Below are 22,362 nucleotides of genomic sequence, written 5' to 3' on the forward strand. Positions count from 1 at the left end.
AACGCCTGGCCCTTCTTCATCTTCGCTGACGCCGACCAGTCGCGGGTCGGGGCCATCACCCTGTCGAACGTGCGGCGCGGCGTGGCCGAGACAGGGACCCTGGGCTACTGGATCGGCCAGCCTCACGCCGGGCGCGGCTACGCCACGGCGGCCATGCGGGCGGTGGTGGCCTATGCTTTCGAGCGGTTGAAGCTGCATCGGCTGGAGGCGGCCTGCCTGCCCAGCAACCACGGATCGCGGCGGGTGCTGGAGAAATCCGGCTTTCGCAACGAGGGGCTGGCGCGGGCTTATTTGAAAATTAACGGCGAGTGGGCAGACCATCTGCTGTTCGGCCTCGTCGAGGACGAGATTCGCGGCGGCCGGACGCCGTCTTGAGAGGGCGACAGCCGTGAACGCGCGACCCCGATCCCTGGCCTGGGACGCCACGAGCGCCATCGAGGCGCTGGCGGCCGCCGACACGGCCCTGTGGGTCTGGACGCCGTCGCAGGATCAACTGCGGTTCACGGGGGCGACGCGAGTTCTGGGCCTGGGGCCGCTGGCGCCGGAATGTTCGGGCGCCGGCTTCGTCGCCTCGGCCCTGCCTCAGGACCGGTCGCTGGCCGAGAAGATGCTGAAGCCCCAGGATGAAGGGACCGAGGTCGCCGTGCGCCTGCGCATGCGCGGATCCGACACCTGCCTGTGGCGCGGGGTCTGGCTGGAGGACGGGCTGCGCGCCGCCGGGGTGGTGGCGCTGGAGACCAAGTTCGCCGGGTCGGACCGGGATGTCCTGACCGGCCTGCTGGACCGCCGCGCCTTCATCGCCCGGGTCGGCGAGGTCCTGACCCAGGTCGGCGAATACGAGATCGTGGTCGGCGACGTCGACCGTCTGCGCCGCCTTAACGAGGCCCTGGGCCACGAGCGGACGGATCTGGTGCTGTCGGCCCTGGGCTCGCGCCTGGCGGCGGCCTTCTCCAAGGAGGCCTCGCCCGCCCGGATCGGCGAGGACGAGTTCGCCGTCATCATCCCCAAGACGGCGTCCCACGCCAGTTATCGCCTGCGCGAGGCGCTGGAGCAGCCGCTGCGGGTCGCCGGTTTCGACATCTATCCGACCGTCTCTATCGGCGCCGTGGTGGTCGAGGGCGGGCCGGATGCGCCGGACGCCTCTGAGCTGCTGCGCCGGGTCGAGCTGGCGGTGGAATCGGCCAAGGGCGCCGGCCGCGGCGGGTCGGCCGCCTATGGCCGGGCGCTGGAGAGCGACAGCCTGAGCCGACTGGCGCTGGAGGCGGATCTGAGGAACGCCTTCGTGCGCGGCGAGATCGTGCCCTTCTTCCAGCCGATCGTGAACCTAAACACCGGCGCCGTGGCGGGCTTCGAGGCCCTGGCGCGCTGGCGTCACCCGCGTCGCGGCCTGGTGCCGCCGGACGAGTTCCTGGGCCTGACCGCCGACCTGGGCATGATGAACGAGCTGGGCCTGCTGATGATGACCCAGTCGGCGCGGCAGCTGGCCGAATGGATCCAGCGCCATCCCCTGGCCGGCAAGATGTTTTGCAGCGTCAACCTGTCGGTCGGCGAGATCGAACGCCCGCACCTGTGCGAGGACGTGGCCCGGATCATCAAGGAAAGCGGCCTGCCTAAGGGGGCGCTGAAGCTGGAGGTCACCGAGGGCGACATCATGCGCGACACCGCGCACGCCGCCGAGGTGTTGCAGTCGCTGAAGGACGTCGGGGCCTCGCTGGCGCTGGACGATTTCGGCACCGGCTTCTCGTCCCTGTCGTATCTGGCGCGCCTGCCGTTCGATACGCTGAAGATCGATCGCTATTTCGTCCTGACGATGAACAAGGACGAGGGCTCAGCCAAGATCGTCAAGTCGGTGGTCAACCTGGGCCGCGACCTGTCGCTGGAGGTCGTCGCCGAAGGGGTGGAGAACGCCGAACTGGCCGCCCTGCTGCTGGAAGCCCAGTGCCACTACGGCCAGGGCTTCGGCTATGCCCCGGCTCTGCCCGCCCAGGAGGCGGAGGTCTATCTGGCCGAGAGCCTGGCGGACGGCACGGCGCCGCTGAAGCAGCGGTCGGCCTGAAGGGGCGATCCGTCAGCGGACCAGGATTTCCGCTTCTTTTATGGTTTTACAGGGGGAAGCGATCAAATGAAGTGGCTGGCCTTGATGAGCGGCGTCTGGGTTCTGTTCGCCTCGTCACCCGCCTGGGCGACCTTTTCGATCGTCGCTTGCGACGCCGCCCGAACCTGCGGGGCGGCCGTGGCGACCAATAATCTGGCGGTCGGCGCCAGCGTCATCTACGCGCGGGCCGGTGTGGGCGCCCTGGCCACTCAATTCGAGACCAACCCCAACTACGGGCCGGCCGGTCTGGACCAGATGCAGGCGGGCGGCTCCGCTCGAGTTGTCCTGCAGCGCTTGTTGGACACGGATAATGATTTCGACGGTCAAGACGTCAGCTATCGTCAGGTGGGTCTTGTCGCCGCGACCGGAAGCGGCGCGGCCTACACGGGAAAAGAGGCCCTGGCTTCCGGCTGGGCCGGAACGATAGTGGGGGAAGGCTACAGTGTTCAGGGCAACGGTCTCGTCGGCCCAGAGGTCCTGGCGGCGATGCGGGACGCCTTTCTCGCCGCGACCGGCCCGTTGGCGGAACGGCTGATGCGCGCGCTGGAAGCGGGCGAGAGGAGCGGTGGCCAGTCGACCGGCCGCATGTCTGCTGCGCTTCTGGTCCGAACACCCGAAGGCGGCTGGCAGGACGTCGATCTTCGGATCGACGCCCATTCCACGCCCGTTCCGGAGCTCAGAAGGCTGTACGGCCTGCGCCAGGCGAACGACGCGCTTGTGGCCGCAGAACGCGCCCTGCGCGCGGGGGATCACGCACGGGCCATGGATCGTGTCGCGGACGCGGCGAGGCTGGGAGTCGGATGGGATCGGGTCTGGCGTCGGATCGCACGACTGCAGATGCAAATGGGGGAGCGCGAAGCGGCGCTGACGGCGCTGGGCGCCTTCGCCGGTCTCAATGCGGCCTGGGCGCGTCAAGAAACGACGGACCCGCTATATGACCCCGTCAGGTCGGACCCGAGCTTCCAGGCGATACAGGGCGGGTGACGCCCCAGGCGGTCAGACGACGCTCGGCGAGCGTCTTCAGAAAGCCGTCCAGCGCGATCAGGCGGCGCTTCATGTCGCTGGCGTCGACGCCGTTCCAGACCGCAGGATCATAGTCGGTTTGGGCCTGCTGAAGGTCATCCCCGGCCTCGCAACGCTCGGCCATATAGAGGATCTCAAGCATCGCCTGGGGGTCGGTCCGCTCTTCAAGCTTGAGCGCGCCGAACCGGGTCAAATAGGCGGTCATTATGGCGTCATCGGACGTCTGGGACATGATCGGCTCCAAGCTTAAGCTACTGAGATAGGAGCCATGAGCGTCTTGTCCAGAATCGGTGTGGTTCAGGAGGATGTGTTTCCCATTTCGCCATCCTAGACCTTGTGCCTAGATGACGGTCGGGAGGGGAATATGACCGACGCCAGACTGGAAATCGCCGCCGGTTTCGCCACCGCCCAGGGACCGAAGGCGGACAATCAGGATTTCGGCGGCGTGCATCTGGGCACGCCGGCCGAGCAGCGCGAGCATGGCGTCGTCGCGGTCATCGCCGACGGGGTGTCGGGATCGAAAGCCGGGCGGATGGCGGCGGAGCTGACGACGCGCAACTTCATCGACGGCTATCTGGATCAGAATCCGTTGAACGGCATCGCCGCCAACGGGATCAAGTCGCTGCGGGGCTTCAATCGCTGGCTCCATGCGCGGGGCAGGATCGATCCGGCCATGGAGGCGGCGGCGACCACCTTCACCGCCCTGATCCTGAGAGGGCGCGAGGCGACGGCGCTGCATGTGGGGGACAGCCGGGCCTATCATTTCCGCGACGGGGTGCTGACCCGCCTGACCGAGGACCATACCCGGGCCCAGCAGGGGTTGAGCCATGTGCTTTACCGCGCCGTCGGGATCGAGGCGGATGTGAAGCTGGATGTGCGCCAGGTCGGCCTGGCGCCGCATGACCGGCTGCTGCTGACGACCGACGGGGTGCACGGGGTGCTGACGGACGAGGCTCTGGCGCGGCTACTGGGCCGGCGCGGATCGCCCGATGCGGATGCGAAGGCCATTCTGGCCGAGGTGGCCGAGATCGGGGCGCGCGACAACGCCACCGCCCTGGTCATCGACGTCATGGGGATCGGCGCGCCCGACTGGGAGGCGATCACGGCCGAGGCCGAGGGTCTGGCCATTCTGCCGCCGCCGAAACAGGGCGAGACGGTGGACGGGTTTCATCTGGAGCGGGTGGTGGCGGACGGCCGCTATACGCGGCTGTTCCTGGCGCGGTCCGGCGACGAAAGGGTGGTGTTGAAGTTTCCCAAGCCTGCGGCCGTGTCGGAGCGCGGGGCGCGGACGGCCTTCCTGCGCGAGGCCTTCATCGGCCGGCGGATCGACAGCCCCTTCGTCGGCAAGGTGCTGACGCTGGACGCGGGGCGCCAGAGCCGGCTCTATATCGTCCAGCCCTTCTATCCGGGCCAGACGCTGCACGCCCGGCTGGCCGAGGACGGTTCGTTCGAGATCGCCGAGGGAATCGGCGTGGCTGTGAAGCTGGCGCGGGGCGTGGCGGCCCTGCACCGGGCGGGGGTGACGCACCGCGACATCAAGCCGGACAATGTGATCCTGGAGGCGAACGGCGGGCTGAAACTGGTCGATCTGGGCGTCGCGCGGCTGCGGCGGGCCGAGGAGTTCGCCGAGGCGGAGGCCCCCGGCACCCCCGGCTACAAGGCGCCCGAGATGTATGACGGCGAGAGCGGGAACGCCGCGACCGACCAGTTCGCCCTGGGCGTGACCCTGTACCGGCTGTTCACCTGCGCCTATCCGTGGGGCGAGGTCGATCCGTCGGACGCCCCGCGCTTTGACCGCACGCCGACGCCGCCCAGCCGACGCCGACCGGACATGCCCGCCTGGCTGGAGGCCGCCATCATGCGCGCCGTCGCCGTGGACCCGGACGAGCGGTTCGAGGATGTGGAGGAACTGATCCATGTGCTGGAGACGGGCAGCGCCGCCGCCGCCCCCGCGCCGCGCCCCCTGTCGCTGATCGAGCGTGATCCGGTGCGGTTCTGGCAGGGGCTGTGTCTGGTTTTGGTCGTGCTGCTGATGGTGTCGCTGGCGACGCGATAGGGGCGGCTACGTCGGACTCTGCGCGCCGGATGCCGTGACATTTGGCGACATGACGTGTGCGGAACATAGGCCGACGCTAGGCCTTTCGGCTGCCGCGGGGACTTTCGAGCCCGCGTTTGCACGAAGGAACACCCATGATGAAACTCGCCTGCAGCGCCCTGGCGCTGGCCCTGGTCTCCACCCCGGCCCTGGCCCAATCCGTCGCCCCCAACTGGTCCGGCCCCTATGTCGGGATCTTCGGCGGCTACAACCAATCAAACGACGACGGCGACGAGATCCTGCGTTTCGACCGCAACCTGGATGGAAACTACGGCGACCCGGTCACGACGGCGGCCGGCGAGAACGCCTTCAGCCCCGGCTTCTGCGGCGGCGCGGCGACCAGCACCGGTCCGGCCACAGGCTGCAAGGACGACAATGACGGGGTCGAGGCCGGCGTGCGCGGCGGTTATGACCTGCAGTTCGGCAATATCGTCGTCGGCGCCCTGGCCGAATACACCGTCAACAATGTCCAGGACACGGTGACGGGCTTCAGCACCACCCCGGCCTTCTACAGCTTCACCCGTGAACTGGAGAGCACGGCGGCCGTGCGCGCCAAGCTGGGCTACGCCATGGGACCGGCGCTGATCTACGGCACCGGCGGCTACGCCTATGGCAAGTTCGAGAACAAGTTCCTCACCTCGAACACCGCCAACAGCTTCACCGAAACCAGCGAATCCGATGACGGCGACGGCTGGCAGGCCGGCGGCGGCGTGGAATACGCCCTGGGGCGCGGCCTGACGGTCAGCGGCGAATATCTCTATACGTCGCTGGACGTGGACAGCCCGGTGATCCGCGTCGGCAACACCGGCACGACGCCCGCCGCCAACCCCTTCATCCTGGTGCCGAACACCACCGGCACCGACATGACGCGCGGCAACGGTCGGTTCGGCAATCACGCCGTTCGCATCGGCATGAACTACCGCTTCTAGGTCTGACGCCCGCCAGACATGACGACGGCCGGGGAGCGATCCCCGGCCGTTTTCAAATTCGTGCAGGCGTGGGTTCGGAATTCAGGCGGCTTCGGCCAGCGGCGGCAGCACATTGTCCAGATCCAGCAGGCTGATCATCTCGCCGTCCAGGGCGAATATGCCGGCGATCACGCCGGGGCCGCCGTCGTCGCCCATGTCAGGCGTCTGTTGTCGCATCCCGTCATCCAGCTCGACGATGTCAGACACCGCCTCGACCAGAAGGCCGACCGTGCGCGAGCCGCATTTCACCACCATGATGGCGTGACGGGCCGAGGGTTCCTTGGTCGGCAGGCCGAGACGCGCCGCCAGGTCGATGATGGGCAGGACGACGCCGCGAAGATTCACGACGCCCTTCATATAGTCCGGCGCACGGGGCAGGGGCGTGGTGGGCGTCCAGCCCCGGATTTCCAGCACCGAGGTGATATCGATGCAGAAGGCCTGCTCGCCGACGCGGAAGCCGACCAGTTCGCGACGATCACCCTTGGAAATCAGCATCATAATTCCTCCCGACCCGGGCCAGACCGATTGGCTGATCCCGAGGCAGACCCCAATCTGGCGTATCAGCCTAGCGATTTCGTTAATGCGGGCGGAGATTCAGACGGTGCGGCCGAAAGCCGGTCAGGCCCGCCCGCCCTGGCTGGAAAGCCGGCCCGCATCGACGCCCATACGGGCCAGGGCGCGGGTCCATTTGGACTGGTGGTCGCCGTCGAAAATCAGATCCAGGTCGGCGTCGGCGGTCAGCCAGACGTTCTCGGCCAGTTCGCCCTCCAACTGGCCCTCGCCCCAACCGGCGTAGCCGAGCAGCAGGGCCGACCGGCGCGGGCCGGCCACGGCGTCGGTCATGGCGGCCAGGGCTTCGCGCGTCCCGGTCATGGCCAGGCCGTCGCCGAAGGGCAGGGTGTCGCCGCCCGTGCTCCAGTCGTCGGTGTGCAGGACGAAGCCGCGCTCGCGCTCGACCGGCCCGCCCATCAGGACGGCCCGACCGATGGAATCCTCGGGCGCAGGGGCGTCCAGCTTGTCCAGCACGGTCTTCAGATCGACGCCGGGGGCCGGGCGGTCGAGCCGCAGTCCCATGGCGTGATCCGGCCCGTGCGCGCAGATCAGGATGACGGCGTGTTCGAACCGGGGGTCGCCGATGCCGGGCATGGCGACCAGGAGACGGCCCGTCAGGGATGAGGCGTCGGTCATGATGATCCTATCATCGGGCGTGAAACGGGCGGGCGCAAGGCGTTGCCGCTTGCGATGACGGCGGTGACGTCTATCTGTCGCGGGCGCACTCAACCAACCCGCGCGGAGAAATCCCCATGACCATCCAGATCGGCGACCGGATTCCGAACGCGAGCTTCGCCCAGGCGACGGCCGAAGGCCCCAAGCCCGTCAATACGGCCGACATCTTCGCCGGCAAGACCGTGGCCCTGTTCGCCGTTCCGGGCGCCTTCACCCCCACCTGCTCGGCCCGCCACCTGCCAGGCTTCAAGGACAATCTGGAGGCCATCAAGGGCAAGGGCGTCGATGTCGTCGCCTGCATCTCGGTCAACGACGCCTTCGTCATGAAGGCCTGGGCCGAAAGCCAGGGCATCGACGACGGGTCCATCCTGATGCTGGCCGACGGCAACGGCGACCTGACCCGCGAACTGGGCCTGGTGCTGGACGGTTCGGGCTTCGGCCTGGGCGAGCGGTCGCAGCGCTATTCCATGCTGGTCAAGGACGGCACCGTCACCCAGCTGAACATCGAACAGGGCGGCGAGTTCAAGGTGTCCTCGGCCGAGCACCTGCTGGCGCAGCTCTGATAGGGGTTTGTCCAGGCTGCCGCTTCGCGACTTGAGCCTGGACTGATCATGAGCACCGACGTCTTCAGTCCTGAACAGCGCAGCGCGGTGATGCGGCGCGTGAAGGGGCGGGACACGTCGCCGGAACTGGCCGTGCGCAGGATCCTGCGCGCGGCCGGGATCGGGTATCGGCTGGGCGGCCAGGGCCTGGCCGGTCGGCCCGATGTGACGATGAAGGGGCGCAAGATCGCCGTCTTCGTCCATGGCTGTTTCTGGCACGGGCACGATTGCGCGCGCGGATCGCGCAAGCCCAAGGCCAACGCCGAATACTGGACCGCCAAGATCGATCGCAACCGCGCCCGCGACGCGCGGGTGACGGCCCATCTACGGGACGACGGCTGGCGGGTTCTGACGGTTTGGGAATGCGACCTGCGCACGCCGGGCTTCGCCGAACGGCTCGTCGCGGATATCCGGGATCAGGCGGCGGCGATCTCGGCCGCCTGAGCGGATTCGTCCAGCACATGCTGCAGGGCGCCCAGCAAGGCCGGGGGCGTCAGGGGTTTCGAAACGAAATAGGCCATGCCGGCGGCCTGGCAGGCGGCGACATCCTCGGGCGCGGTGTCGGCGGTGACGGCGACGACCGGAGTTTGGGCGTTGGGGCCGCCACCGGCGCGCAGGCGGCGCGTGGTCTCGCGTCCGTCCAGCTCCGGCATGCGGACATCCATGAAGATGACGTCGAAGACCGTCTCGGCGCAGCGCTCCAGCGCGATCATGCCGTCGGCGGCCGTGACGATGTCGCAGCCCAGGGGCTGAAGGATCAGTTGGACGGCGCGACGGTTGATGTCGTGGTCGTCGACCACCAACAGGCGCAGCGGGCGGTCTTCGTCGGTCTGGTCGGCGAGGTCGGTCGCCGGCGGGGCGTCCGCATTCCCTGCGACGGTCTGCGGCGTTCCGGCTTGCGCCGCTGCGTCGAGCGGCCTCGCCGCCAGGGCCAGGGCGATGTCCACACGGCTGTCGTCGGCGGGAACCAGGATCGGCGCGGCGTCCTCGCCGAAGGGCAGGGTCAGGGAGACGGTGAAGCTGGCGCCCTGGCCCGGCGCGCTGCGCGCCGTCAGGCGGCCGCCCATCAACTCGACCAGGTCGCGGCTGATCGCCAGGCCCAGGCCCGAACCGCCATACCGGGCGCTGACGCCTTCGGCCGTCTGGTCGAACGGGTTGAACAGGCGCGCCAGTTGATCGTCCGTCATGCCGGGTCCGGTGTCCTGAACCTCCAGCAGCAGACAATAGCCGGAGGGCTCTTCGGCCCAGGCGTCCAGGCGCAGGGTGATCTGGCCGTGAGGCGTGAATTTCACCGCATTGGACATCAGGTTGTTCATCACCTGACGGATCCGCATGGCGTCGCCCTTGACGCTGCGCGGCATGCGGGCCGCGCCCTCGACGCGCAGCTTCAGGCCCTTGGCCTCGATCGGTCCGCGCCACAGGCGCAAGGTCTGGGCCAGCATGACGCGCAGGTCGAAGTCGACGGCCTCGACCGTCATCCGGCCGGCGCCGATCTTGGAGTGGTCCAGCAGGTCGTCCAGCAGGGCCTTCATCATCAGCCCGGCGTCGGTGATCAGATGGGCGTTGGCACGCGAGTTCGCGTCCAGCGCCTGAAGCTCTGCGGCGCCGGTCAGTATGGCGCCGATCGGGGTGCGCAGATCGTGGCCGATGGCGGCGAGGAAGGCGGTGTGGGCGACCAGGTTCTCTTCGGCCTTCTCACGCAGCCGTTCTGCCTCGGCATGGGCGCGCATCTGGTTTTCCGCCGCCTCGCTCATCTTCTGCCAGCTGATGATGGTGAAGAAGATGACCAGGACCACGGCCGCGGCCGCCGTCATCACCAGGGGCGGCGGCGCCCCGAACCAGGCGGCTAGGAAGGGAATGGCCAGCAGATACAGCATCGGCGGCGTCAGCGAAGAGACCAGTATCGACTTGGAGCGCGGCGAATTGATCATCGAAAACAGCATCAGGGCCGGCACCATCAGCGCCGCGCAGACCCCGCCCAACGGACCGCCGATCAACCACATCGGAATCGACAGGCTGCCGAACAGCGAGGCGCTGACGAACAGGCTCAGGCAGGCCAGACCCCGGCGCCAGAGGGGAATCTTCCCGTCTTCGTTACGGTTCACGGGCGCGAAGGCGAGCAGTTCCAGACCCTGCATCAGGCAATAGGCCGCGAACCAGGCCAGGCAGACGCGCCAGCCGATCATCGGCGTCACGACAAGGGCGACGGCGGCCCCCAGTCCCACACGCTGCAGCAAAGTGCTGCGGCGATGGCGGGCGGCCACGGTCCAGCCGCTCGTGGCGGTATCGACTGCAGTCGTCTTGGACATCCAGCTTCCCGGCAATGCGAACCGTGGTCGTTCGCTTGGCGGTACTAGACGCAGATCGAGGCTAACGCTCTGTCAACGCGAGGCCCCGACAGCGGCCGAAATTGAGGAAAAACCATCGGCGCGCAGGCGTGCGGCCAGGTCGCGCTTGATGCGACCCACCAGACCGGGGCCGTCGTAGATCAAGGCGGAATAGACCTGAACGGCGTCCGCCCCCAGGCGGATGCGGGCATAGGCCTCGGCCCCGCTGTCGATCCCGCCGACGGCGATCAAGGGCAGGCGGCCCTGGGCGGCGTCGGCTGCAGCGCGCAGAGCCTTTTCGGCGAACGGCCGGATCGGGGCGCCCGACAGGCCGCCTGCCTCGCCCGCATCGAGGGACCTCAGCGTCTCGGGCCGTTCCAGGGTGGTGTTGGACACGATCAAGCCGTCGATCCGGTGCGCCAGGGAGGCCTCGACGATCATGCCGATTTCGTCGGCGATCAGATCGGGCGCGATCTTCAGGAAGACCGGCACGCGGGCGGCGGCGTCCGTGGGGCGGGCGGCGTCGATCCGGCCCAGCAGGTCGTCCAGCTGTTCCCGCCCCTGCAGGGCGCGCAGGCCCGGGGTGTTGGGCGAGGAGATGTTGACGGTGAAATAGGAGGCGCGGCCGACCAGCCGCTGCAGGCCGGCGACATAATCGGCCGCCTTGTCCTCCGTATCCTTGTTGGCCCCCAGATTGGCGCCGACCACCACGCCCGACGGGCGGCGGTCCAGACGGGCGGCGAAGGCTTCCAGGCCTTCATTGTTGAAGCCCATCCGGTTGATGATCGCCCGATCCTCGGTCAGGCGGAACAGGCGGGGCTTGGGATTTCCGGGCTGGGGGCGGGGCGTGACCGAGCCGCACTCGACAAAGCCGAAGCCCAGCCGCGACAGGCCGCGCAAGGCCTCGCCGTTCTTGTCCAGACCGGCGGCCAGGCCGACGGGATTGGGCAAGGCCAGACCCGCCAGCGTCGTATGCAGGATCGGATCGTCGGCCGCCGGTGCGGGCAGGGGGGCGAGGGCCAGACCCTTGATCGCCACCTGATGGGCGGTCTCGGGATCGAGGCGGCGCAAGGCGGCGGCGCCCCAGTCGGCCAGCAGGCTCATGCCGGATCCTCGAACAGCATGGCCCCGTCCTCGGCGACCGAGAAGGCGCGCACGGCGGTGACGGCGGCGACGGGCAGGGGCGCATACAGATGCGGGAACAGATCGCCGCCGCGCGACGGCTCCCACACCAGGTCCGCCCCGAACCGGGTCAGATCGACCGTCAGCAGCACCAGGGCGTCGCGGCCCGCATAATGGCGGCGCGCGGTCTCGACCAGTTGCTCGCCGGTGGACATGTGGATGTAGCCGTCCGCCAGATCGACGGCGGAGCCGTCGTAGCGGCCCTCGGCCATGGCGGCGCGCCATTCCTCGGCGGCGATGATCTTGTAAGCGGTTCCGGTCATGCGGCGCCCAGGTCGCGCGGGGTCAGGAAGCCTTCGAAGACGCAGCGCCCTGCGACATCGACGGTGAACAGGGCGGCGGCGGCGGTCGGGAAACCCCCGGCCAGACGGTCCAGAATGGCTGGCGAGGCGGCGCTTTCCGCCAGATATTCGGCCGCCAGCACATGGACGCCGGGATTATGGGCCAGGACCATCAGGCAGCCGGCCTCGTCCTCACAGGACTCGACGAAGCGGCGCAGCACGTCGGACGGCGCATTGTACAGGCGCGGCTCGTCGCGGACTTCGACGTCGCCGAAGGCGTCGTGCATCTGGTCCCAGGTCTGGCGCGTGCGGACGGCGGACGAGACCAGGGCCAGATCGGGCTTCAGCCCGCGCTCCGCCAGGGTGCGGCCCATCCGCAGGGCCTCCTTGCGTCCGTTGGCGGAGAGGGGGCGGGCTTCGTCGCCGCCGGACGGGCTGGAGGCCTCCGCCTGGGCGTGCCGCATGAGGATCAGTCGATGCATGAGGCTCGCCATAAGGCCGTTCGCGCCCGACGAACAGATGGGACGATCTCAACTCCCTGTCAGGGGGTCGGGCGGGGCGTCCGCGAAGAGGTCGAGGCGGCGGGCTGGGGGCTCAACGCCGGCCGGGCCGGAACGCGCTGGGCCAGGCCGCTGGGGCGGATGCGCGCATAGGCCTGCCGCGACGCCTCCAGCAGGATCACGCCCGCCGTGCTGGGCGCGATACGCCGCCCGACCTGTTCGAAACCGTCGGCCAGAGGCAGCAGCGGCGTCCACGGCGGGACATAAAGAGTCTGGGACCAGGCCGCCGGCTCCAGCCCTGCCTCGCGCACCAGGCGTTCCAGCTGGCCCCTGGTGAAGGGGCGGCCGTGGCCGAAGGGGGTGTTCTCGGCCCGCGCCCACAGGCCGCCGCGCGCCGCCGCCGCCAGGATGATGCGCCCGGTCGGGGCCAGGGCGCGCACGGCCTCCAGCAGCAGGGCGGCGGGATCGTCGGCCTCTTCCAGGGCGTGGACCAGCAGGATGCGGTCGAAGGATCCGGCCGCGAACGGCAGGCGGCGGTCATCTACCAGCAGGGTGCGATTGCGCCCCACGCTGGGCCAGTGTTCGACGCCCTGGCCGCTCGGCATGGCCGCGACCACGCGACGGGCGCCGACGAAGGCGTCCAGCCAGGGGGTGGCGTAGCCGACGCCCAGCACGTCGCAGTCGGGCGCCTCGCCCCAGGCGTCGTCCAGCCGCCGCGCCAGCAGCCGGCGCACCAGGGCTCCGGTCGGCTCGCCGTAGAAGGTTCGAAGCTCGTCGATGCTGCGCCGCATGGGGTCCACCATAGGCCCGCCGGGGCCGTCCTGCTAGAATGACCGCATGACCCTGGATGTTCACCTGTTTCCGTGCCGCAGCGACAATTACGGCTTCCTGATCCGCGATACGGCGACCGGCGTGGTCGCGGCGGTGGACACGCCCGATGCGGGGCGGATCCTAGAAGAGTTGGAGACCCTGGGCTGGGGGCGGCTGGACCTGATCCTGAACACCCACTGGCACCCGGACCACACCGAGGGCAACGAGAGGCTGAAGGCCGAGACGGGCTGCGAGATCGTGGGGCCGGAAGAGGTGCGCCGCGTCGCGCCCCTGGACCGGGTGGTCGCGGATGGCGACGTGGTGATGGTCGGCGAGACCCGGTTCGAGGTCACGGCCACGCCCGGCCATACGCTGGGCCATGTGGTGTTCCGCTCGGTCGAGAACCAGCTGGCCTTCGTCGGCGACACCCTGTTTGCCCTGGGCTGCGGGCGGTTGTTCGAGGGAACGCCGGAGCAGATGTGGGCCAGTCTTCAGATCCTGGCCGCCTGGCCCGAGGCGACCGTCATCTGGTGCGCCCACGAATATACGGCGTCCAACGCCCGCTTCACCCTGAGCCTGGACGACCGGCCCGAGACCCTGGCCCACGCCGAGGCGATCTTTGCGAAGCGGGCGCGGGGCGAGCCGACGGTGCCGACGACGATCGGGGCGGAGCGGCGGTTCAATCCGTTCCTGACGGCGGTCGATGCGGCCGAGTTCGCCGCGCGTCGGGCGGCGAAGGACGGCTTCAGCGGCTGAGGACGTCGTCCGCCACCACGCGGACGATCCGGGCCGAGGACGGGCGGCCGGCCACGCCGGCGCGCGGCTCGATGACGATGCGCAGGGTGCCGCGTGCGAAGAGCGCCTGGCTGCCCCGACCCTGATCGACGATCTCAATGCGGCGGATCTTGTCGGCCTCGCGGCGCAGGGACGGCGAGCGGGCCATGCGGGCGATGGCGTCCACAGCGGTCGACAGGGCGTCGGCGGCCACGGCTTCCGAGCCCGGCTGGATGTCCACGTCCACGACCACCAGTCGGCCCAGGGCGCGGCTGGCGCGGTCGCTCTGGCGGATGATGTAGTTCCACAGCTGGACGGCCGTCAGGGCCGGGGCCAGCAGGGGCGCGGCCTCGCCCGAGGGCGAGACCGGCGAGCCCTGGGGCGCCGTGGTGGTGTACAGGGTCATGCCGCCGTCGGCCGTGACGCGCAGCACCTGGTCGCCGTTGTCGTTGCGATAGACGATGTCGCCGCGCGGGGCGGGGGCCGGACGCAGCACCCAGATCTCGGTCGAACGGTCGAAGCGCAGCAGGGGGCGCGACCCGGTCACGTCCAGCACGAACCCCTGGCCCGTGCCGGCCACATAGCGGGCCGAGGGCGGCAGGTTGCGGCGCGACTGGGCGTGGCAGTCCGAGGGCAGCACCGCAGGCGCGGCCACGGACAGACCCACGGCCACGACGGCCGCCAAGGCCATCGCGGTCACGCGAGGCGATTTTTTCGCCCAGTCCGTTTCCGTCAACTTCATGAGACTGTGGATGAAACCGTCACGCGGCGGATTTTGGGCGAAGCCGCCTTCACCCGACCAGGTATTGACCGCCGTTCAGCGAGAGGGTGCAGCCTGTGACATATCCAGCACGCTCTCCGACCAGCCAGGAGACCATGTCGGCGATCTCTTCGCCCTTGCCCAGGCGGCCGACAGGGATCTGAGCGACGATGGATTCCAGCACCTTGGGGTCCATGGCGCCGACCATTTCGGTGTCGATATAGCCGGGGGCGATACAGTTGACGGTCACGCCCTTGCGCGCGTTCTCCAGGGCCAGGGCCTTGGTGAAGCCGATCATTCCGGCCTTGGCGGCGGAATAATTGGTCTGGCCCACCTGACCCTTCTGGCCGTTGATCGAGGAGATGTTGACGATCCGGCCGTGGCCCCGCTCGCGCATGCCGTTGATGACCTGGCGGGTGGTGTTGAAGACGCTGTCCATATTGACCCGGATCACGTCGGACCACTGGTCATGGCTCATCTTGTGGAAGAAGCCGTCGCGGGTGATGCCGGCGTTGTTGACCAGGATATCGACGGGGCCCAGCTGGGACTCGACCTCCTGAACCGCGCGCGCGCAGTCGTCGAAGGAGCCGACATTGCCCTTCACCACGATACAGCCGGTGGCCTTGGCCGTGGCCTGGGCGGCTTCGTCATTGCCGGAATAGCCGGCGGCGACGCGGACGCCGTCCTCGCTGAGGCGTTGAACGATCGCCCTGCCGATGCCCCGGGTGCCGCCGGTCACGAATGCTACACGCGCCATGATCGTTTCCTTGTCCCTTGCGCCCGTCTGCTGCGGACCGTCGCTAAAGGTGTAGCGACGCCTCGGCGGCAGGCAAGCCCGATTTCCCTGGCGGAAACCGGGCTTGATGTCGCGGCGTCAGGCCGCCAGCTTCTCCATGTCGATGACAAAGCGATAGCGGACGTCGGACTTCAGCATCCGCTCATAGGCCTCGTTGATCTGGTCGGGGGCGATGGTCTCGATCTCGCAGGCGATGCCGTGTTCGGCGCAGAAGTTCAGCATCTCCTGGGTCTCGGCGATGCCGCCGATCAGCGAGCCGGCGATGCGGCGGCGACGCCACAACAGGGGCACGGCATAGACCGGCAGACCCTCGGTGGTCAGGCCCAGCATGACCATGGTGCCGTCGCGGGCCAGCAACTGGACCTGGCTGGAGATCTCGTGCGTGGCCGAGACGGTGTTGATGATCAGGTCGAAGCTCTCGGCCGCAGCCTTCATCGCCGCCTTGTCCGAGTTGATCAGGAAATGCTTGGCGCCCATCCGCTCGGCGTCAGCCTTCTTGCGGTCCGAGGTGGACAGGACCGTGACCTCGGCGCCCATGGCGGCCGCCAGTTTGACGGCCATATGGCCCAGACCGCCCAGGCCGATGACCGCCACCTTGGACCCCGGTCCGACGCCCCAGGTCTTCAGCGGCGAATAGGTGGTGACGCCGGCGCACAGCAGAGGGGCGGCGACGTCCAGCGGCAGGCTGTCGGGGATGGACAGGACGAAATGCTGATCCACGGTGATGTGGTCGGAATAGCCGCCCTGGGTGATGGTCTCGGCCGTGCCGCCCTTGGTGTCCTTGGCGCCATAGGTGCCGGTGAAGCCGGGCACGCAATACTGTTCCAGACCTTCCTGGCAGGACGAGCATTCGCGGCAGCTGTCGACCATACAGCCAACGCCGACGCGGTCGCCTTCCTTGAAGCGGGTGACGTTGGCGCCGACGGCCGCCACAACGCCGGCGATCTCGTGGCCGGGGACCAGGGGGTAATGGGCCGGGCCGGTCTCGCTGCGGGCCATGTGCAGGTCAGAGTGGCAGATGCCGCTGAACTTGATGTCGATCAGGACGTCGTCCGGGCCGGGGTCGCGCCGTTCGAAGCTGTAGGGCGTCAGGGGCTTGTCGGCGGCGGTCGCGGCGAAGGCGCGTGTGGCGATCGGCATGGGGAAGTCCTTCAGGCTTTGGGGCGTCGGGGGGCAGATGTGGCCACCGACGGCCGACCGCAAGGCGGCGGGCTATTTCAGCTGGGCGATCAGCGCCTGGGCCGCCGCTGGGTTCCGCACCTTCGCGCCCGAGATGAAATAGGCGAAGACCTCGCCCCGCTTGGCCCAGGCCTTGGCCTGGTCGGCGACGGCGGCCAGTTCCGCGACGGTCATGCCGGTGGGCTCGTCCTCGCGGCTGGACATCAGCCGGGCGTAGGTAAAGTCAGCGGTCGCCTCGTCGATCTGGGGCCAGGTCGGCTCCTCGTCATCGACGGCGTAGACGATGGCCGCGCCGTATTTGCGGGCCAGGTCGTAGAACTGTTCGGTGGCGAAGCTCGGGTTGCGCACCTCCAGCGCGTGGCGCAGGCGCCGGCCGTCCTTCTCCTGCGGCAACAGTTTCAGGAAGCCCTCGAAATCCTCCGGGTCGAACTTCTTCGTGCCCATGAACTGCCAGTTGATCGGCCCCAGCTTGTCGCCCAGTTCGGTCAGCCCCTGGGACAGGAAACGATCGAAACTCTCGCCGCCGTCCGACAGGATCTTGCGATTGGTGCAATAGCGGCTGGCCTTGACCGAGAAGACGAAACCGTCCGGCGTCTCGTCGCGCCATTTGCGCCAGCTATCGGGCTTGAAGGTCGAATAATAGGTGCCGTTGATCTCGATGCTGGTCAGTTTCGACGCCGCGTATTCCAGCTCGCGCTTCTGCACCAGACCCTCGGGATAGAAGACCCCGCGCCACGGCTCGAAGGTCCAGCCGCCGACGCCGATGTGGATGGGGTGGATCATGTGTCGGGCTCCTAAGCGTCGATGCTCGCGCGGCGGGAATTTCAGACTGTGCGGCGAAAAAACAGAGTCTGAATAGTATGAATTGTCTGAAATCGGGGCGGGACGAAGTTGCACGGCGCCCTCGAACCCAGGGCGAGGCGCCAGATTTTGCGATTGAATGGACCTCTCTTCAGATGCCGAAGACCGAGAGTATAGGCCCGCAGGGAAGGGCGGGGGCTGGCGGCGGGATTTTTCGATCAGGTGGCTGTTTTGCCGACAGAATGTCTGCGGAATTAGGAAGGCTGGCGCCGGCCTACGACCGGCGCGCCATGGTCACGGCGCCGATATGGCCGCCGATAGGGAGCAGACGGACCCTCAGGCTCGCGTCGCCCAGGAACCCGCCGCGCGACCGACCCGTCAGGGTGAAGGTCATGCGCACGCCGCCCGAGGCCATGACCACGACCAGCTTGCCGTCCCTTATGCGGCAGTTCGCCGGATCGCCGTCGAGGACGCACGAGAGCCGGCCGCGCGGCTGGGGCGTGACCGTCAATGGGAAATCCAGCTGATTTCCGCTCTTGGATTCAAATGAGATGCTGAGGTCCTGCCGCTCGGCCGGCGTGATCTTCAGCATCCAGTCGCCGGCCACCTCGCCGCTGGTGATGGGCGGCGCGGCCTGAGCCAGGGCCGTTCCGCAAAGGGCGCCGGCCGCCAGGACGCCCGCCAGGATCATTCGCCGCTTCGCCATGCCCGCCTCCGAAGGTTCAGCCTGGGGTAGGGTATGGCGATGATGCTGGATTGCCGCGTGAATTATTGGAAAGGTTGGTTTCCCTTTCGTCATTCCGGGCGAAGCGCAGCGCAGACCCGGAACCTCTCGTCATCCTCTGGCTAAGCGAAGCTTGGACCAGGGGAGGCGCCGAAGGCGAAATCCGTACGACCCACGATACCGGAACACCGAGTCCGCGACAGGTTCGCGCTCACGCGCGCCGCTGGGTTCCGGGTCTCCGGGCCAAGAGGCCCTTCGCCCGGAATGACGAAAGTGTGGGGATGAGTGGCGGATGTAATGTCCCCCCGCTCACCCCGCGTCCAGATCCCCCCTTGCCGCGTCCGCCAGGGCGAAGAAGCGGTTGCGGACTTCGGCGGCGAAGGGGTTGTCGCGTTCGATGGCGCGGAAGACGGCGGGGCTGTCGTGGCGGACCATGTCGACGGCCTGCATCAGGCGGTCGAAACTGGCGGTGGTCATGCGGGTCGGCAGGGGCTCCATAGCCAGCAGCAGGCGGGCGATCAGGTGGGTCAGGCCCTGGACCGTGGCGGCCTCGCGGTCGTGGTCCTCGGGGCTGACCTGGAACACCTTCAGGGCCAGGGCGCGGCGGCAGAAGGCGGCGACGCGGCGGGCGTCGCGGGCGCCGCGCACTTCGCATATGGCGATGCGCAGGCCGGCGATGCCGGCCTTGCCGCTCTGGGGGCCGAACAGGGGGTGGGTGCCGACGATGCGCACGCCGGGGGGCAGCAGATCCTCCATCAGCTGGGCGGGTTTGACCTTCACCGAGCCGACGTCGATGACCAGGGCGTCGGGGCGCAGGTGGGGGCGGATCTCTGTCAGGGTGGCGGCCAGGGCCTCGACCGGCACGGCCAGGATCACCGTGGGGCAAGCGGCGGCTGTGGCCAGGTCGGTCAGGGTCGCGTGGCCGTCTGCGTCCGTGGCGGCCGGGTCATGGGCGTGGATGTCGAACCAGGGCGACAGATGGCGCGCCGTCAGCCGCCCGAAGGCGCCGAAGCCGATCAGGCCCAACACAGACTCCCTCATTGAGGGCCTTGCCGGCATTGAGCGCTCCACTCGTCAAGCGAACCTATCACCGACTTCACAACAGAACTTGGTGCAGCTTTGGCGTCACGCCATGAGACCACGATGGCGAAATCTCGCCAAGACGTAACGGCGCGGCATCCTTCCGAACAGGCATAGAGCACTCCGGGCATGTCGCTATCTCTAACGGGCTGAGATGGAAGCAGACTGATCAAGTACCGCTCATAGGCCCCAGCTCCACCGCCCCCTTTACTACGTTCGGGGCGGGGGTCTGCAAACGTTCGCAGCGGCTGATATGGAATGGATACAGTTACGCCATCCGCCATCGTCCTGGTCAAGCAAGATGCAGGCGCAGATGTCCGACTGACAGCGATGAAGCGTCCATCGCTCTCAACACCGCACGTCCGCGCAATCTCTCGAATTTCGCAGGGAACATTGACTGCCGGCGACTCAGCAGAACATCCAGCCAAGTTTCCCATGAGGGTGACCAAGCCTGTGAAGGCGATCCGGCCCAGCTTGTCCCTCACAGCGTCTCCATGAACCGCACCGGCCGCCCATGGGCCGCGCCGATCAGTTCGCCGTCCTGCATCACCACCCGGCCGCGCACGATCGTCGCCATGGGCCAACCGGTCGCCTCGAAACCGTCGTAGGGGGTCCAGCCGCAGCGCGACGCCTGCTGGTCGTGGGTGATGGTGCGTTTGGCCTTCAGATCCACGATGGTCAGGTCGGCGTCATAGCTGACGGCCATCCGCCCCTTGTTGGCCGTGCCGAACACCCGCTGGGCGCCGGCCGAGGTCAGGTCGATGAACCGCTCCAGGCTGAGCCGGCCCTGGGCTACATGGGTCAGCATCAGGGGCACAAGCGTCTGCACCCCCGGCATGCCCGAGGGAGAGGCCGGATAGGGTTTGGCCTTTTCCTCCTTGGTGTGCGGCGCATGGTCCGAGCCCAGCACGTCGGCGACGCCCTGCTGCATCCCCCACAGCCAAAGGGCGTCCACATGCTCCTGCGACCGGATCGGCGGGTTCATCTGGGCGTAGGCGCCCAGCCGCTCATAGGCCTCGGGCGCGGCCAGGGTCAGGTGCTGGGGGGTGATCTCGACCGTGGCGACATCCTTGTGGAAGCGCAGATACTCCATCTCGTCCTTCGTCGTGACGTGCAGGACGTGGATGCGGGCGCCGGTCTCCTGGGCCAGGCCGACCAGGCGGCGGGTCGAACGGATGGCGCTCTCGGCGTCGCGGACCTCGGGGTGGCTGGTCCAGTCGCCGGTGCGGGCGAGACCCCGCCGTTCGACCAGCCGGTATTCGTCCTCGGAGTGGAAGGTGGCGCGACGGCGCACGTTCGACAGAACCTTGCGCACCCCCTCGTCGTCGGCGATCAGCAGGTCGCCGGTCGAGGCCCCCATGAAGACCTTGACCCCGCAGCAGCCGGGCAGCCGCTCCAGCTCGCCCAGATAGTCGGCGTTCTCGTGCGTGCCGCCGACGTAGAAGGCGTGGTCGGTCCACATCCGGTCCTTCGCCCGGACCAGCTTGTCGGCCATGGTGTCCGGGTCGGTGGTGTTGGGATTGGTGTTCGGCATCTCGAACACGGCGACGACCCCGCCCAGGGCGGCGGCGCGCGACCCGGTCTCCAGGTCTTCCTTCCACTCCAGGCCGGGTTCGCGGAAATGGACCTGGGTGTCGATGACGCCGGGCAGGACGGTCAGGCCCGTCGCGTCGAAGGTCTCGCCGGCCGAGGCCTGGGACAGGTCGCCGATGAAGGCGATCTTGCCGTCGATCACGCCGACGTCGGCCAGGCCGCGCCCGGCGTGATTGGCCACCTCGCCGCCACGGACGATCAGGTCATAGGTCTGGGTCATGGGGGCGGCTCCTGAGGCTGGTTATGCGAGCTTCTAGCGGATGCGGCACGGGTCGCGAAACGGCTAAACCTCTCCCTCCCCGTCCGGGGAGGGTGGCCGAGCCGCAGGCGAGGACGGGTGGGGCGGGCAGGGCGACACAGCGCGGTCTGTAGAGACGGCGTCGGCTCGCTCCCCCTCTCGCTCGCCTTCGCCTGGCCGCCCCCACCCGGCCGCTGCGCGGCCCCCTCCCCGGACGGGGAGGGAGATTGTCGTCAGGCCCGGTCCTTCAGCAACCGCATCGCCGCCTTCAGCACCCGTTCCCAGGGCAGGTCCATCATGTGCTGGATGGCCTGGTTCAGCCGGGGGTCCAGGGTCTTGAACTCCTCGAAGCTGCGCGGGCCACGCACGGCGACGCCCTTCCAGGGGCCGCGCGTCGCCTCGTCGGAGGGACCGAAGGCGGCCACGACGGGGACGCCCGAGGCGACGGCCAGATGGGTCCAGATCGAGTCCGCGCCGACGTAGAGGCTGGCTTTTGACAGGGCCGCGACGGTCTGGAGCCGGGTCAGTTTGCCCTGAAACTCGATGACCCGCGCGCGGGGCACGGCGTAGCGGATGGTGTGGGCCGCCTCGCGGTCGATCTCCTCGCCGACCAGCATCAGCCGCCCGCCCGCCAGGGGGCCGTCGTCGGCCAGCAGCTTGGTCGCCACCTTGGCGTAGCGTTCGGCGGGCCAGCGGCGGCCCATCCATTCGACGCCCGGCCCGATGGCCAGGATGGGCCGATCCTTTTCAGAATTGGCGCCGCCCGATGCGGGGATCAGGGCCTCGACCTGGGCCAGGGTCTGGTCGGAGACAGAGAGGCGCGGGGCCGGAATCTCATGCGGCTCCAGCTTCAGCACCGCCGCAGCGGCCTCGACCGCATGCAGGCCGGGCTGCGGGGTCTTGTCGCGCACCGCCCGCTTCAGACGGCGCAACTTGCCCGACAGGTCCGAGCCGCGCATGTCCACGACCAGACCCCATTTGGTCCCGCGTACCTGGTTCCACAGGGCGATCCAGTCGAACCGGCCCTCGCGCTCCAGCACCAGCAGCCGGTCCAGGCGCGGGGTGTCGGCGAACAGGGGGGCGCTGGCGGCCGAACCGACGATGGTGAAGGCGGCGTTTGGCAGGCTGTCGACCAGATGCGCCAGCACGCCCGAAGACAGCACGGCGTCCTCGGCGTCGGCCTCGGCGATATAGAGGATGGGGAAACGCCCGATCATCCGTGAGCGTCATATAGGGATTCTGTTCGCGGTTCACCGTCAAACGGCCGTATCCACAGGCTGGTTTCCCCTGAAGACGCGATGGGCTAG

24 protein-coding genes are annotated in these 22,362 nt (G+C 68.5%); 8 read left to right on the forward strand and 16 right to left on the reverse strand.

Annotated elements, in window-relative coordinates; all coding sequences use genetic code 11:
• The 3 genes from Q7J26_RS06635 to Q7J26_RS06645 all read left to right on the forward strand — a co-directional run.
• Positions 1-375: GNAT family N-acetyltransferase (locus Q7J26_RS06635; protein ID WP_304935703.1), on the forward strand; the 375-nt coding region annotated here is incomplete at its 5' end.
• A gap of 13 nt (positions 376-388) precedes the next feature.
• On the forward strand, positions 389-2,056 hold the full coding sequence (locus Q7J26_RS06640) for a bifunctional diguanylate cyclase/phosphodiesterase (RefSeq protein ID WP_304935704.1): 1,668 nt from the start codon (positions 389-391) through the stop codon (positions 2,054-2,056).
• Between the two features lie 66 nt (positions 2,057-2,122).
• The gene (locus tag Q7J26_RS06645) at positions 2,123-3,079 is read left to right on the forward strand and encodes a DUF1028 domain-containing protein (RefSeq protein WP_304935705.1); all 957 of its coding nucleotides are present in this window, start codon (positions 2,123-2,125) and stop codon (positions 3,077-3,079) included.
• On the opposite strand, the gene Q7J26_RS06650 is transcribed toward Q7J26_RS06645, so the two are convergent.
• Entirely contained in the window at positions 3,039-3,350 is a 312-nt protein-coding gene (locus Q7J26_RS06650; protein WP_304935706.1) for a hypothetical protein, read from the reverse strand. The two genes, Q7J26_RS06645 and Q7J26_RS06650, sit on opposite strands and share 41 nt — an antisense overlap.
• A 132-nt stretch (positions 3,351-3,482) precedes the next feature.
• Here Q7J26_RS06650 and Q7J26_RS06655 point away from each other — a divergent pair, with 132 nt between their 5' ends.
• A complete protein-coding gene (locus Q7J26_RS06655; RefSeq protein WP_304935707.1) occupies positions 3,483-5,174 on the forward strand; it encodes a bifunctional protein-serine/threonine kinase/phosphatase in 1,692 nt (563 codons plus the stop codon).
• 134 nt (positions 5,175-5,308) lie between these two features.
• Positions 5,309-6,142 carry an outer membrane protein gene (locus tag Q7J26_RS06660; RefSeq protein ID WP_304935708.1) on the forward strand — a complete coding sequence of 278 codons (834 nt, stop codon included), beginning with the start codon at positions 5,309-5,311 and terminating at the stop codon, positions 6,140-6,142.
• A gap of 81 nt (positions 6,143-6,223) precedes the next feature.
• On the opposite strand, the gene Q7J26_RS06665 is transcribed toward Q7J26_RS06660, so the two are convergent.
• Both Q7J26_RS06665 and Q7J26_RS06670 read right to left on the reverse strand, forming a co-directional pair.
• The gene (locus tag Q7J26_RS06665) at positions 6,224-6,676 is read right to left on the reverse strand and encodes a chemotaxis protein CheW (protein ID WP_304935731.1); all 453 of its coding nucleotides are present in this window, start codon (positions 6,674-6,676) and stop codon (positions 6,224-6,226) included.
• A 123-nt stretch (positions 6,677-6,799) separates the two neighbouring features.
• Complete coding sequence (locus Q7J26_RS06670) at positions 6,800-7,369, reverse strand: YqgE/AlgH family protein (RefSeq protein ID WP_304935709.1); 570 nt, start codon at positions 7,367-7,369, stop codon at positions 6,800-6,802.
• A gap of 116 nt (positions 7,370-7,485) precedes the next feature.
• Between Q7J26_RS06670 and Q7J26_RS06675 the strand changes: the two genes are divergently transcribed.
• Positions 7,486-7,971 (forward strand): peroxiredoxin, encoded by a 486-nt coding sequence (locus Q7J26_RS06675; protein ID WP_304935710.1) that lies wholly within the window; start codon positions 7,486-7,488, stop codon positions 7,969-7,971.
• 48 nt (positions 7,972-8,019) lie between these two features.
• Entirely contained in the window at positions 8,020-8,454 is a 435-nt protein-coding gene (locus Q7J26_RS06680; protein ID WP_304935711.1) for a very short patch repair endonuclease, read from the forward strand.
• On the opposite strand, the gene Q7J26_RS06685 is transcribed toward Q7J26_RS06680, so the two are convergent.
• From Q7J26_RS06685 to Q7J26_RS06705, 5 genes are all read right to left on the reverse strand, one after another.
• On the reverse strand, positions 8,427-10,319 hold the full coding sequence (locus Q7J26_RS06685; RefSeq protein ID WP_304935712.1) for an ATP-binding protein: 1,893 nt from the start codon (positions 10,317-10,319) through the stop codon (positions 8,427-8,429). The genes Q7J26_RS06680 and Q7J26_RS06685 overlap by 28 nt on opposite strands.
• 72 nt (positions 10,320-10,391) lie before the next feature.
• On the reverse strand, positions 10,392-11,441 hold the full coding sequence (locus Q7J26_RS06690; protein ID WP_304935713.1) for a quinone-dependent dihydroorotate dehydrogenase: 1,050 nt from the start codon (positions 11,439-11,441) through the stop codon (positions 10,392-10,394).
• Positions 11,438-11,782 (reverse strand): DUF952 domain-containing protein, encoded by a 345-nt coding sequence (locus Q7J26_RS06695; RefSeq protein WP_304935714.1) that lies wholly within the window; start codon positions 11,780-11,782, stop codon positions 11,438-11,440. The genes Q7J26_RS06690 and Q7J26_RS06695 overlap by 4 nt, the downstream gene beginning before the upstream one ends.
• Entirely contained in the window at positions 11,779-12,282 is a 504-nt protein-coding gene (locus Q7J26_RS06700; protein ID WP_304935715.1) for a histidine phosphatase family protein, read from the reverse strand. The genes Q7J26_RS06695 and Q7J26_RS06700 overlap by 4 nt, the downstream gene beginning before the upstream one ends.
• Before the next feature lie 59 nt (positions 12,283-12,341).
• Entirely contained in the window at positions 12,342-13,091 is a 750-nt protein-coding gene (locus Q7J26_RS06705; protein WP_304935716.1) for a methyltransferase domain-containing protein, read from the reverse strand.
• 46 nt (positions 13,092-13,137) lie between these two features.
• Here Q7J26_RS06705 and gloB point away from each other — a divergent pair, with 46 nt between their 5' ends.
• On the forward strand, positions 13,138-13,866 hold the full coding sequence (gene gloB, locus Q7J26_RS06710; protein WP_304935717.1) for a hydroxyacylglutathione hydrolase: 729 nt from the start codon (positions 13,138-13,140) through the stop codon (positions 13,864-13,866).
• Here gloB and Q7J26_RS06715 read toward each other — a convergent pair.
• The 8 genes from Q7J26_RS06715 to Q7J26_RS06750 form a co-directional block, all read right to left on the reverse strand.
• Positions 13,856-14,575, reverse strand: a complete 720-nt coding sequence (locus Q7J26_RS06715) for a DUF4908 domain-containing protein (RefSeq protein ID WP_304935732.1) — start codon at positions 14,573-14,575, stop codon at positions 13,856-13,858. The genes gloB and Q7J26_RS06715 overlap by 11 nt on opposite strands.
• 100 nt (positions 14,576-14,675) lie before the next feature.
• A complete protein-coding gene (gene phbB, locus Q7J26_RS06720) occupies positions 14,676-15,401 on the reverse strand; it encodes an acetoacetyl-CoA reductase (RefSeq protein ID WP_304935718.1) in 726 nt (241 codons plus the stop codon).
• Between the two features lie 117 nt (positions 15,402-15,518).
• Positions 15,519-16,580 carry an NAD(P)-dependent alcohol dehydrogenase gene (locus tag Q7J26_RS06725; protein ID WP_304935719.1) on the reverse strand — a complete coding sequence of 354 codons (1,062 nt, stop codon included), beginning with the start codon at positions 16,578-16,580 and terminating at the stop codon, positions 15,519-15,521.
• Between the two features lie 72 nt (positions 16,581-16,652).
• A complete protein-coding gene (locus Q7J26_RS06730; RefSeq protein WP_304935720.1) occupies positions 16,653-17,402 on the reverse strand; it encodes a DUF72 domain-containing protein in 750 nt (249 codons plus the stop codon).
• Positions 17,403-17,694: 292 nt separating this feature from the next.
• Complete coding sequence (locus Q7J26_RS06735) at positions 17,695-18,126, reverse strand: hypothetical protein (protein WP_304935721.1); 432 nt, start codon at positions 18,124-18,126, stop codon at positions 17,695-17,697.
• A 327-nt stretch (positions 18,127-18,453) separates the two neighbouring features.
• Positions 18,454-19,173, reverse strand: coding sequence for a prephenate dehydrogenase (locus tag Q7J26_RS06740; protein ID WP_304935722.1), 720 nt, complete (start codon positions 19,171-19,173; stop codon positions 18,454-18,456).
• 532 nt (positions 19,174-19,705) lie between these two features.
• The gene (locus Q7J26_RS06745) at positions 19,706-21,037 is read right to left on the reverse strand and encodes a dihydroorotase (RefSeq protein WP_304935723.1); all 1,332 of its coding nucleotides are present in this window, start codon (positions 21,035-21,037) and stop codon (positions 19,706-19,708) included.
• A gap of 251 nt (positions 21,038-21,288) precedes the next feature.
• Positions 21,289-22,272, reverse strand: a complete 984-nt coding sequence (locus tag Q7J26_RS06750) for a glycosyltransferase family 9 protein (RefSeq protein WP_304935724.1) — start codon at positions 22,270-22,272, stop codon at positions 21,289-21,291.
• Between the last annotated feature and the right edge of the window lie 90 nt (positions 22,273-22,362).

The sequence above is a fragment of the Brevundimonas sp. genome (genome assembly GCF_030656255.1).
In the GTDB taxonomy this organism is placed as follows: Bacteria; Pseudomonadota; Alphaproteobacteria; order Caulobacterales; family Caulobacteraceae; genus Brevundimonas.

What these genes read in the sequence shown, in the direction of transcription:
- Q7J26_RS06725 (WP_304935719.1), bottom strand. Translation starts at nt 16,580, where the DNA reads ATGCCGATCGCCACACGCGCCTTCGCCGCGACCGCCGCCGACAAGCCC.
- Q7J26_RS06645 (WP_304935705.1), top strand. Translation starts at nt 2,123, where the DNA reads ATGAAGTGGCTGGCCTTGATGAGCGGCGTCTGGGTTCTGTTCGCCTCG.
- Q7J26_RS06665 (WP_304935731.1), bottom strand. Translation starts at nt 6,676, where the DNA reads ATGCTGATTTCCAAGGGTGATCGTCGCGAACTGGTCGGCTTCCGCGTC.
- Q7J26_RS06695 (WP_304935714.1), bottom strand. Translation starts at nt 11,782, where the DNA reads ATGACCGGAACCGCTTACAAGATCATCGCCGCCGAGGAATGGCGCGCC.
- Q7J26_RS06680 (WP_304935711.1), top strand. Translation starts at nt 8,020, where the DNA reads ATGAGCACCGACGTCTTCAGTCCTGAACAGCGCAGCGCGGTGATGCGG.
- Q7J26_RS06730 (WP_304935720.1), bottom strand. Translation starts at nt 17,402, where the DNA reads ATGATCCACCCCATCCACATCGGCGTCGGCGGCTGGACCTTCGAGCCG.
- Q7J26_RS06650 (WP_304935706.1), bottom strand. Translation starts at nt 3,350, where the DNA reads ATGTCCCAGACGTCCGATGACGCCATAATGACCGCCTATTTGACCCGG.
- gloB (WP_304935717.1), top strand. Translation starts at nt 13,138, where the DNA reads ATGACCCTGGATGTTCACCTGTTTCCGTGCCGCAGCGACAATTACGGC.
- Q7J26_RS06690 (WP_304935713.1), bottom strand. Translation starts at nt 11,441, where the DNA reads ATGAGCCTGCTGGCCGACTGGGGCGCCGCCGCCTTGCGCCGCCTCGAT.
- Q7J26_RS06660 (WP_304935708.1), top strand. Translation starts at nt 5,309, where the DNA reads ATGATGAAACTCGCCTGCAGCGCCCTGGCGCTGGCCCTGGTCTCCACC.
- phbB (WP_304935718.1), bottom strand. Translation starts at nt 15,401, where the DNA reads ATGGCGCGTGTAGCATTCGTGACCGGCGGCACCCGGGGCATCGGCAGG.
- Q7J26_RS06685 (WP_304935712.1), bottom strand. Translation starts at nt 10,319, where the DNA reads ATGTCCAAGACGACTGCAGTCGATACCGCCACGAGCGGCTGGACCGTG.
- Q7J26_RS06735 (WP_304935721.1), bottom strand. Translation starts at nt 18,126, where the DNA reads ATGGCGAAGCGGCGAATGATCCTGGCGGGCGTCCTGGCGGCCGGCGCC.
- Q7J26_RS06700 (WP_304935715.1), bottom strand. Translation starts at nt 12,282, where the DNA reads ATGCATCGACTGATCCTCATGCGGCACGCCCAGGCGGAGGCCTCCAGC.
- Q7J26_RS06670 (WP_304935709.1), bottom strand. Translation starts at nt 7,369, where the DNA reads ATGACCGACGCCTCATCCCTGACGGGCCGTCTCCTGGTCGCCATGCCC.
- Q7J26_RS06655 (WP_304935707.1), top strand. Translation starts at nt 3,483, where the DNA reads ATGACCGACGCCAGACTGGAAATCGCCGCCGGTTTCGCCACCGCCCAG.
- Q7J26_RS06675 (WP_304935710.1), top strand. Translation starts at nt 7,486, where the DNA reads ATGACCATCCAGATCGGCGACCGGATTCCGAACGCGAGCTTCGCCCAG.
- Q7J26_RS06705 (WP_304935716.1), bottom strand. Translation starts at nt 13,091, where the DNA reads ATGCGGCGCAGCATCGACGAGCTTCGAACCTTCTACGGCGAGCCGACC.
- Q7J26_RS06750 (WP_304935724.1), bottom strand. Translation starts at nt 22,272, where the DNA reads ATGATCGGGCGTTTCCCCATCCTCTATATCGCCGAGGCCGACGCCGAG.
- Q7J26_RS06715 (WP_304935732.1), bottom strand. Translation starts at nt 14,575, where the DNA reads ATGGCCTTGGCGGCCGTCGTGGCCGTGGGTCTGTCCGTGGCCGCGCCT.
- Q7J26_RS06745 (WP_304935723.1), bottom strand. Translation starts at nt 21,037, where the DNA reads ATGACCCAGACCTATGACCTGATCGTCCGTGGCGGCGAGGTGGCCAAT.